The following is a 10,583-nucleotide window of genomic DNA, read 5'->3' on the forward strand; positions in this document are numbered from 1 at the left end:
TTAAATAAATAAAATGCAGTATTTATGCGAGTTGTAGAGTTCTGCAACGAGCTAATAAAAGGTTCAAAAGGAGGGTTATTAGTGGATATAAGTTTAGAGAAAATTGATATTATTAGGGAACGTACAGGGGTTAGCTATAAAACAGCTAAAGAAGCACTTGAACTAAACGATGGGAATGTTGTAGATGCATTGATTTACTTAGAAGAGAATCAAAAATCTTGGACCGAAAACATAACTAACAAGAGTGATGAAGTAATAGAAGCTTTAAAAGAAGCCCTTAGGAAAGGAAATGTAACTAAAATTACTGTCAAAAAAGACGGAGAAGTATTAATGAATATTCCAGTTACTGCAGGAGCTATAGGAGCTATTTTATCACCACCAGTTACAGCAGTAGGAGTAACAGCAGCATTGTTATCAAAATGTACAATAGAAATAGTAAAAGAAAATGGAGAAGTTGTTAACATTAATGAAATGGCAGGGAAAACTGTGGATAAAGTAAGAAAAACCGTAAGAATGGATAATAATAAAACTAATGATAGTTACAATCAGCAAAGTAATCAAGAAAGTAATAACGAATAATATTGACAACTGAATAATAATTTGTTAAATTATGTGTAGTATAACCTATTAGTATATAATATATACTAATAGGTTATCTATAATAAGATAATTGATTAAACAAAATAATTAAGGATAAAAATCCTGATATAAACTAGATGAAGGGACTTTAGTATACATATTAAGTTTATCAAGTGCTATAGATAATAAATCAGGGATTAACCTTTCGTCCCTATATTGGGATGAAGGGTTTTTTATCTTTCATATGCTTATCAGTTTTTAGCTTAACTAAGAAATGCTCCAAAGGAAAAGGGAGGTAATAATAATGTATTTTCAAGATTTAATTTTAAAATTATTAAATTACTGGGGAGAAAAAGGTTGTATCATAATGCAGCCCTATGATGTAGAAAAAGGTGCAGGAACTATGAATCCTCAAACTTTCTTAAGAGCGTTAGGTCCTGAACCATGGAAAGTTGCTTATGTTGAACCATCAAGAAGACCAGCTGATGCAAGATATGGAGACAATCCTAATAGAGTGTATCAACACCATCAGCTACAGGTTATTTTAAAACCATCTCCAGACAATGTACAAGAGTTATATTTAGATAGTTTAAAAGCAATAGGCATAGATCCAGCAAAGCATGATATAAGATTCGTTGAAGATAACTGGGAATCTCCTACATTAGGTGCATGGGGTCTTGGTTGGGAAGTATGGTTAGATGGTATGGAAATTACACAGTTTACATATTTCCAGCAAGTTGGAAGCATCAACTGTGACTTGGAATCTGCAGAGATTACATATGGTTTAGAAAGAATAGCTATGTATTTACAAGATGTTGATAATATATTTGATATAGAATGGGTAGAAGGTATAAAATACGGTGAAATATTTAAACAAGCTGAATATGAGCACTCAGTATATAGTTTTGAAGAGGCTGACCCAGATGTGTTATTTAATCTATTTAATACTTATGAAGACGAGGCAAAAAAATTAATTAAAAAAGGATTAGTTTTACCAGCGTACGATAATGTATTGAAATGTTCTCATACGTTTAACGTATTAGACGCTAGAGGGTCAATTAGTGTTACAGAGAGAACGAGCTTTATTGGTAGAGTTAGAAACTTAGCAAAGCTAGTAGCTGCAAAATATTTAGAGAAAAGAGAAGAGCTAAGATTCCCGCTTCTAAAGGGAGGTGCAGAGAATGAATAATAAGTTTTTGTTAGAAATTGGAACTGAGGAAATTCCAGCAAGGTTTATTGATAATACATTGTCACAAATAAGAAACAAATTTAAAAACGTGTTTAAGGAAGAGAGAATTAAATTTGAAGATATAAAAGTGTATGCTACTCCTAGAAGATTAGTGTTACTAGCAGAAGGTATATCAGAGAAACAAGAGGATTTACAAGAACTTGCTAAAGGACCTTCGAAGAGAATTGCATTTGATGAAGATGGAAATCCAACAAAGGCGTTATTAGGTTTTGCTAGAGGTCAAGGAGTAGATCCTAGTGAAGTTGTTATCAAAGAATATAAAGGTGAAGAATATGTATATGCTCATAAACTAGAAAAAGGTAGATTAGTAAAAGAAGTTTTAGAAGATACAATACCAGAGATAATTAAATCTATAAACTTTCCTAAATCGATGAGATGGGGAGGTAAAAACTTTAGATTTGCTAGACCTATAAGATGGATTGTAAGTTTATTTAATGACCAAGTACTGTCTTTTGATTTAGAAGGAATTAAATGTTCTAATATTACTAAAGGTCATAGATTCTTAGGTTCAAGTTCAATAGAAATCAATGAAGTTAATGAATATTTTAATAAGTTGAGAGAAAATTATGTTATTGTTGACCAGGAAGAAAGAAGGAAAATAATAAGTAATGGATGTTTAAAACTAGCTAAGGAAAAAGGTGGTAACCTATTATTAGATGAAGATTTACTTAAAGAGTTGACATATATAGTAGAATATCCAACACCTTTTGTAGGAAGAGTTAAAGAAGAATACTTAAAACTACCAAAAGAAGTAGTAATTACTCCTATGAAAGAGCATCAAAGATATATACCAATATCAGATGACAATGGAAAACTTATGCCATACTTTATAGCGGTAAGAAATGGTAATGAAGAATATATAGACATAGTATCTAAAGGAAATGAAAAAGTGCTTGGTGCAAGATTAGAAGATGCAAAGTTTTTCTTTGAAGAAGATACTAAAAATAAATTAGAAGATTATGTAGAGGACTTAAAGGAGATTGTGTACCAAGAAAAACTTGGGACAATCTATGATAAAACAATAAGAATTGAAAAATTAGCCAAACAAATAGGTGAGTATTTAGAAGTAGGTAAAGAAACATTAATGAATTTAGAGAGAGCGTCATATTTAGCTAAAGCAGATTTAGTAACTAAAATGGTATATGAGTTTACTGAGCTTCAAGGTATTATGGGTAGAGAGTATGCTAATATTTCAGGAGAGAATGATATAGTAAGTACTGCAATCTATGAGCAATATTTACCAAGATTTGCAGGAGATACTTTGCCAACTACTACTGCAGGAGCTATTTTGAGTATATCAGACAAATTAGATAATATAGCTGGTTCTTTTGCAATAGGAATACAGCCTACGGGTTCACAAGACCCATATGGCCTAAGAAGACAATGTTTAGGGATAATAAATATAATTTTAGATAAGAATTTACATCTATCAATAAAACAATTAGTTAAAGATGCTTTAGATTTATATGCTAGTGAGGCAGGATTAGATTTTAGCCAGGATGAAGTAGTTGAACAAATACTTGAATTCTTTAGAGGTAGATTAAAAAATATGTTAATTGATAATGGAATTAGATATGATGTAGTGGATGCTATATTAAATATAGATAATGACGATATAACTGACTTAGTAATTAGAGCTAAAGAAGTAAATAAATGGATTGATAAAGAGGGCTTAAATGAAGTATTAGCTGCTTTTAACAGGGTAGTTAATCTATCAGAAAAAGCACAGGATAACAAAGTAGATAAAGAATTGTTTGAAGTAGAGGTAGAAAAGGAATTATATGAAGCTTATATTACAGTAGAAGATGAAGTTCAAAAATTATTAAATAAAAAAGAGTATGGAGAGGCGCTAAATCAATTTATTAAATTAAGAGAACCTATTGATAAATACCTTGACAATGTAATGGTAATGGTAGATGATATGAATATAAGAAATAATAGACTTTCATTAATGAAAAAAATTGCAGATACAATGTTAACTATTTGTGACTTATCTAAGATTGTTAGTAAATAGTAGATTATGGGTAAAAGCCCACGAGAGTAGTTAAGTGGGCTTTTTCACATATAAATAATAATTATATACAGATTAAACAAAGGTTTAAATAGTAAGATATAGCAATAAAAATACTAATTTACCCAGCTGATAAAAAGGGGTGAGAACCATTCAACTAACAGATAGACAAAAAAAGATTATTGATATAGTTAAAAGAGAACAGCCAATCACGAGTGAAGCTATAGCTGAAAAACTGAGTTTAACTAGAGCAACTTTAAGACCAGATTTAGCTATTTTAACTATGTCCGGAATTTTAGACGCGAGACCTAAAGTGGGATATTTTTATTCAGGAAAGACTGCTTTAAATTTTTTTTCGGACCAAATAAAAAATATAAAAGTATCAGATATTAAATCAGTTCCAGTTATTGTAGACGAAGAAACTACTGTTTATGATGCTATAGTAACTTTATTTCTTGAAGATGTAGGCACTATTTTTGTGGTTTCAGATGGTTTATTAACTGGGGTTGTATCAAGAAAAGATTTTATAAAAAGTGCTATAGGCGGAGTAGAAATAAATAAAGTGCCAGTGGGGGTTATAATGACAAGAATGCCTAATATTGTTGTAGTAGAATCACACGAGAGTATATTAACTGCTGCAGAAAAGATTATTGAGCACGAAGTAGACAGTTTACCGGTAGTAGAAAAATGTGAAGATAATGGTAAAATGGGATATAAAGTTGTAGGAAGAATATCAAAGACTAATATCACTAGAGTTTTTGTGGACTTAGCCCATAATGACTAGGAGGTAAATGTATGGATAAGAGTACTATTGTTTATATTTTATCTGATTCTATTGGAGAGACTGGAGAACAAGTTGCTAAGGCTGCAATAAGTCAGTTTAATTCTGGTAAATATGAAATAAGAAGATTTCCCTTTATAACAGAGAAAAGTCAAATTGATGAGGTGCTAGAAGAAGCGAAAGAAGAAAGATGTATAATTGTTTTTACGATAGTTATAGACGAACTAAGGCAATATTTACAAGAAAAGGCCAAAGAAAAAGGTATAGATGCAATTGATATTATGTCACCTATAATGAACTCTATGAAGAAACTGTTAGGATTTGAGCCAAAGAGAGAACCAGGATTAATAAGAAAATTAGATGAGAAATATTTTAGGAAAGTTGAAGCTATAGAGTTTGCTGTTAAATATGATGATGGTAAGGATACTAGGGGTATAAAACAGGCAGACATAGTTTTAATAGGTATATCTAGAACTTCGAAAACTCCTTTAAGTATGTATTTAGCCCATAAAAACATAAAAGTAGCTAATATACCTTTAGTACCTGAGGTTCCACCACCAGATGAATTGTTTGAAGTAGATTCTGATAAAATAGTAGGACTTACTGCAAATCCAATTAAATTGAATCAAATAAGACAAGAAAGACTAAAGGCATTGGGGCTAAGTGATAATGCAAGTTATGCTAGTGTAGATAGAATCATAAAGGAGCTAGAATATTCTGATTCCATAATGAAGAGAATTGGATGTACTGTTATAGATGTATCTAATAAAGCTGTAGAGGAAACAGCAAGCGAAATACTACAAATGATGAGAGATAAAGATTTACTTTAATTTCAAGTTGAATAAAAAATAAATAATTTATATAATTATATGAGTGTCTGTTTGTTAATAGACACTCTTTTTGATGTGCCCCATAGATTTTGTAAAAAACTAAAAAGTTTAGTTAATAATATTTAATAATAAATCTAAAATAAAAGGCAGGAATATAGTTATATTTGTTGTATATATACAATAATTATGAAATAGTGTTTTTTTGGTAACAATTTAAATAATAAATGAAAAGGGGCATTTGTGTGAATATTAGAGAGAAAACCGAGGAGTATGAACAAATTATATTGTCAAAGTTTGCAGCTTTAAGCTGTAATACAAAGGGAAGAAAAATAAAAGAAGAAAAGTGTGATATAAGAACTGATTATCAACGAGATAGAGATAGAATAATTCATTCAAAAGCCTTTAGAAGGCTTAAACACAAAAGTCAGGTTTTTATAGCTCCAGAGGGTGACCATTATAGAACTAGATTAACTCATACATTAGAAGTAGCACAAATTTCTAGAACAATAGCTAAAGCTTTGAGACTCAATGAGGACTTAACAGAAGCAATAGCTTTAGCTCATGATTTAGGTCATACTCCCTTTGGTCATACTGGAGAATATGTATTAGATAATATTCATTATAAAGGTTTTAAACACAATGTCCAAAGTTTAAAAATTGTAGAATATTTAGAGCATAGAAAAGGTAAGCCGGGACTTAACTTAACTTATGAAGTACGAGATGGAATAGTAAATCATACAGGAGAAAAAGAGCCAATTACTTTGGAAGGGCAAATAGTTAAAATTGCTGATAGGATAGCTTATATTAATCATGATATAGATGATGCTATTAGAGCTGGCATAATTAAAAGAGATACTTTACCTAAGGACTGTATTAATGTGCTAGGAGATACCCATGGAAAAAGAATAAATACTATGATTGTAGATATCATTAAGAATAGTATGGATAAAGATAGGATACGAATGAGTGAAGAAATAGAATATTATACAAATAAATTAAGAGAGTTTATGTTCAAGCGAGTATATTTAAACAAAACAGTAAAAAGTGAAGAAGAAAAAGCTTGGTTTATAATTGAGCAATTGTATAACTATTATTTGAATAATTTTGACAAAATTCCTGTTGAACATAGAAGCATTTATGAAAATCTAGAAGCGACCAAAGAGGATATAGTTTGTGACTATATAGCGGGTATGACAGATAGGTATGCAATAAAGGTATTCAAAGATTTATTTGTACCTTTACCTTGGGATAAATAAAAAAAGTTTTTAATGTAAAATAGAAGATTTTCAAGATTCATTTTTTTAAAAAACATAATAGAAATTATATTTTATCTATAGTTATAACTTGAATATAAATTCCTATGTGTTATAAAAAAATTTAAAAATAAAAGAGGATTTTAGAATGTTTTGTCGAATATTGCTATTCCGTGTTAAAATTTAAATTTAGATTAGGATGATTAAATGAAAATTTTGGTGGATGGAGATTCTTGTCCAGTAAAAAATATCATAACTAAAGTAGCTAAACACTATAATGTGCATGTAGTGTTTGTCGCTAGTATAGACCATATAATAGATAACAATGAATTATTAGAGGTTATCTATGTAGACTCAGATACTCAAGCGGCAGATATGGAAATAGTTAATCGATTAGAGCAAGGGGATATAGTTGCAACAAATGACTATGGTTTAGCGTCTATAGTTATACAGAAAAAAGGATATTGTATATCATTTAGTGGTCATTTTTTTACAGAAAAAAATATAGATATATATTTAATGAAAAGGCACGTTTCAATGAAATTAAGAAAAGGTGGATATAAAACAAAAGGATCTAAAAAGAGGCGGAAAGAAGACGATATCAGGTTTAGAGAGAATTTGATTAAGCTTATAGAGAAAGCTAAGTAATAAATATGTGACAATTATTTATATAAACTAGAAGGAAATACTCAATTTTTAGCGAAATTATTAAATACAAGGTGATGTTTATGACATATCGCTTTAGCGATGAGGAGATTGAAGAGATTATTGATAGAAATAACATAGTAGATGTAATATCTGAATATATAGAGCTTAAAAGAGCAGGAGTTAATTTTAAAGCACTGTGTCCATTTCATACAGAAAAGACTCCATCGTTTGTTGTATCCCCTGAGAAGCAGATATTTCATTGCTTTGGATGTGGTGAGGGTGGAAATGTAATAAGTTTTGTAATGAAATATGAAAATCTTAATTTTGTTGAAGCTGTAAAATTGTTAGCAGATAGAGTAGGTATAAGTTTAGAAAAAAAGAATACAGCTGATGATATAAAAAAAAGAAAAGAAAAAGAAAGATTATATGCATTAAATCGAGAAGCTGCTATATATTTTTATAGAATGCTAAAAAAGAATAAAAGAGCATATAATTATGTGAAAAGTAGAGGTATAGATGAGTTAACAATAAAAACTTTTGGTTTAGGTTACTCTAAATCAGATTGGAATGATTTACTTAATTACTTGAAAAATAAAAACTATACTGAAGAGGAAATTGAAAGAGTAGGTTTAATTATAAAACGGAAAGACAATAAAGGATATTATGATAGATTTAGAGATAGAGTTATATTTCCAATTTTGGATGTTAGAGGTAGAGTAATAGGGTTTGGTGGTAGGGTATTAGATGATTCACAGCCTAAATATCTAAATTCCCCTGACACTCCAGTATTTTCGAAAGGATATAATTTATATGGGTTAAACATAGCAAAAAAAAATTCAAGAGGAAATAGAATTCTGCTCGTTGAAGGATACATGGATATTATAGCGTTGTATTCTCAGGGTATAGATTATTGTGTAGCTTCTCTTGGCACAGCTCTAACGGAGCAACAAGCAAAACTTTTGAAGCGATACAGTAATGATTTATATATTTGTTATGATTCAGATGAAGCAGGACAGAATGCAGCGAATAAGGCTTTAGATATATCAAAAAAAGTAGGCCTTAATGCGAAAGTAGTATTACTGCCGGAAGGAAAGGACCCTGATGAATATATAAAACATCACAGCAAAAAATCTTTTGAATTATTAATACAAAATGCATTAAATTATATAGAATACAAAATACATTTTTACAAACATAAGAATAATCTTAATACTTTAGAAGGAAGAGTAAAATTTACTAAAGATATTGCACAGCTTTTAAGAAAAATAGAAAGTCCAATTGAAGTAGATGCATACTTAGGAAAGGTGTCAGATGAGACAGGAATTTCTGTAGAAGCTATAAAGAGGGAGATATTTTCTCGTAACAACAATAGGTTTAAAACAACTAGTACAAAGGACAAGTATAGAATTAATAATTATAGAAATAATAATAAAGATAAAATAATTCCTGTAGAGTACAAGCTTGAACCAGGTCATTTGTTAGCAGAAAAAAGTTTATTAAAATTAGTTACAAGTAATAAAAGGATATATAACAAAGTAAAAGATATTTTTAGTCCAGAAGATTTTTCAAATAAATTGTATAGAAGTATATCAGAAGTTATATACCAACAATATGAAACTAACAATAAAGTAATAAAAGAAGATTTACTTAATTTACTTAATCAAGAAGAGCTTAAAGAATTTAATGAGATAATTAATCTTGACTTACAGATAGATAGTAAAGATGAAGATAAAGCAGTTGAAGACTATATTAAAAAAATTAACTATTTCAAGTTGAAAATAGAAAGAGACAGAATCAAAAAACAGATTAGAGAACTAGAATCTAAGGAAGAAAAAGGCAAAGGAGATGTTGAAAGATTCAAAGAGATGTGTTTAAAACTAATAGAAATAGACAAACAATTAAAGATGCATCAATAGTTGTGTTGAAGGGAGGGGATTTAAATGAGTAAGAAAAAAAAGAAAGAAGATTTAAATGTTACTCAAATAAAAGTGTTAATAGAAAAAGGTAAAAAACAGGGAATGTTAACATATAGAGAAATTATGGATGCATTAGAAGATAAGGATTTAACTGCCGACCAAATAGATGAAGTATATCAAAGTCTAGAAGATATGGGAATAGAAATTGTTGGAGAAAAGGATGAAGAGGTATTAATAGATAAAGATGACGATGATGCAACAGATGAAAGTACTGAAATAGTATTAAAAGGGATAAATGTAGATGACCCAGTTAGAATGTATCTAAAAGAGATAGGTAAAGTCCCTCTATTGTCAGCAGAGGAAGAGATAGAACTCGCTAAAAGAATAGAACAAGGTGATGAAGAGGCAAAAAGGAAGCTTTCAGAAGCGAACTTGAGATTAGTTGTTAGTATAGCTAAAAGATATGTTGGTAGAGGTATGTTGTTCCTAGACTTAATCCAGGAAGGAAATTTAGGTCTTATAAAAGCTGTAGAAAAGTTTGATTATAGAAAGGGATATAAGTTTAGTACCTACGCTACATGGTGGATACGACAGGCTATAACTAGAGCCATTGCAGATCAGGCTAGAACAATAAGAATACCAGTTCATATGGTAGAAACTATAAACAAATTAATAAGAGTTTCAAGACAATTACTTCAGGAGTTAGGTAGAGAGCCTACACCAGAGGAAATAGCAAAAGAAATGAATTTAGAAGAAGAAAAGGTAAGAGAGATATTAAAAATAGCACAAGAGCCTGTTTCATTAGAGACACCTATTGGAGAAGAAGAAGACAGTCACTTAGGAGATTTTATACCAGATGAGGATGCACAAGCACCTTCAGAAGCTGCAACATTTACACTATTAAAGGAACAGCTTGGAGATGTATTAGAGACATTAACTCCAAGGGAGCAAAAGGTATTAAGATTAAGGTTTGGATTAGATGACGGAAGAGCTAGAACATTAGAAGAAGTAGGGAAAGAGTTTGATGTAACTAGAGAAAGAATTAGACAGATTGAAGCTAAAGCATTAAGAAAGTTAAGACATCCAAGTAGAAGTAAAAAACTAAAAGATTTCTTAGAGTAAAGTAAGAAGTACTGTGTATGTACTTTATGCATATAGTAATTAAAGATTCGCCTATGGCGAATCTTTAATTTTGACCTTAATCTCGGTCTCTTAAATAGTATTTTTTATCTTTTAAATTGTTTTTTATATTTTCTTTTTCTTTAGTTTTCATTAAGTTTGCAGCTTCAAGCTGCCATTCGGGAGTTGAACCACCC

Annotated in this window: 9 protein-coding genes; all 9 read left to right on the forward strand. The window is 30.0% G+C overall.

The window, feature by feature from the left end:
• The first annotated feature begins 81 nt into the window (after nt 1–81).
• The 9 genes from L21TH_RS10335 to rpoD all read left to right on the forward strand — a co-directional run bounded on the left by L21TH_RS10335 (nt 82) and on the right by rpoD (nt 10,389).
• On the forward strand, nt 82–579 hold the full coding sequence (locus L21TH_RS10335; protein WP_006315545.1) for a DUF4342 domain-containing protein: 498 nt from the start codon (nt 82–84) through the stop codon (nt 577–579).
• A 304-nt stretch (nt 580–883) separates the two neighbouring features.
• Nucleotides 884–1,768: a glycine--tRNA ligase subunit alpha gene (gene glyQ, locus L21TH_RS10340; protein WP_006315549.1), complete on the forward strand. Its 885-nt coding sequence runs from the start codon at nt 884–886 to the stop codon at nt 1,766–1,768.
• A complete protein-coding gene (gene glyS, locus L21TH_RS10345; protein WP_006315551.1) occupies nt 1,761–3,842 on the forward strand; it encodes a glycine--tRNA ligase subunit beta in 2,082 nt (693 codons plus the stop codon). Before glyQ ends, glyS begins: the two co-directional genes overlap by 8 nt.
• A gap of 139 nt (nt 3,843–3,981) precedes the next feature.
• The gene (gene ccpN / locus L21TH_RS10350) at nt 3,982–4,623 is read left to right on the forward strand and encodes a transcriptional regulator CcpN (protein WP_006315553.1); all 642 of its coding nucleotides are present in this window, start codon (nt 3,982–3,984) and stop codon (nt 4,621–4,623) included.
• 11 nt (nt 4,624–4,634) lie between these two features.
• Nucleotides 4,635–5,450: a pyruvate, water dikinase regulatory protein gene (locus L21TH_RS10355; RefSeq protein ID WP_006315555.1), complete on the forward strand. Its 816-nt coding sequence runs from the start codon at nt 4,635–4,637 to the stop codon at nt 5,448–5,450.
• Between the two features lie 242 nt (nt 5,451–5,692).
• Nucleotides 5,693–6,706 carry a deoxyguanosinetriphosphate triphosphohydrolase gene (locus L21TH_RS10360; RefSeq protein ID WP_006315557.1) on the forward strand — a complete coding sequence of 338 codons (1,014 nt, stop codon included), beginning with the start codon at nt 5,693–5,695 and terminating at the stop codon, nt 6,704–6,706.
• A 204-nt stretch (nt 6,707–6,910) separates the two neighbouring features.
• Complete coding sequence (locus L21TH_RS10365; RefSeq protein ID WP_006315559.1) at nt 6,911–7,351, forward strand: YaiI/YqxD family protein; 441 nt, start codon at nt 6,911–6,913, stop codon at nt 7,349–7,351.
• A gap of 80 nt (nt 7,352–7,431) precedes the next feature.
• Nucleotides 7,432–9,267 (forward strand): DNA primase, encoded by a 1,836-nt coding sequence (gene dnaG / locus L21TH_RS10370; protein WP_006315561.1) that lies wholly within the window; start codon nt 7,432–7,434, stop codon nt 9,265–9,267.
• A 24-nt stretch (nt 9,268–9,291) separates the two neighbouring features.
• Nucleotides 9,292–10,389, forward strand: coding sequence for an RNA polymerase sigma factor RpoD (gene rpoD / locus L21TH_RS10375; RefSeq protein WP_006315563.1), 1,098 nt, complete (start codon nt 9,292–9,294; stop codon nt 10,387–10,389).
• Nucleotides 10,390–10,583 lie beyond the last annotated feature (194 nt).

Source organism: Caldisalinibacter kiritimatiensis, assembly GCF_000387765.1.
Lineage (GTDB): Bacteria > Bacillota > Clostridia > Tissierellales > Caldisalinibacteraceae > Caldisalinibacter > Caldisalinibacter kiritimatiensis.

What these genes read in the sequence shown, in the direction of transcription:
- glyS (WP_006315551.1), top strand. Translation starts at nt 1,761, where the DNA reads ATGAATAATAAGTTTTTGTTAGAAATTGGAACTGAGGAAATTCCAGCA.
- dnaG (WP_006315561.1), top strand. Translation starts at nt 7,432, where the DNA reads ATGACATATCGCTTTAGCGATGAGGAGATTGAAGAGATTATTGATAGA.
- L21TH_RS10365 (WP_006315559.1), top strand. Translation starts at nt 6,911, where the DNA reads ATGAAAATTTTGGTGGATGGAGATTCTTGTCCAGTAAAAAATATCATA.
- rpoD (WP_006315563.1), top strand. Translation starts at nt 9,292, where the DNA reads ATGAGTAAGAAAAAAAAGAAAGAAGATTTAAATGTTACTCAAATAAAA.
- glyQ (WP_006315549.1), top strand. Translation starts at nt 884, where the DNA reads ATGTATTTTCAAGATTTAATTTTAAAATTATTAAATTACTGGGGAGAA.
- L21TH_RS10355 (WP_006315555.1), top strand. Translation starts at nt 4,635, where the DNA reads ATGGATAAGAGTACTATTGTTTATATTTTATCTGATTCTATTGGAGAG.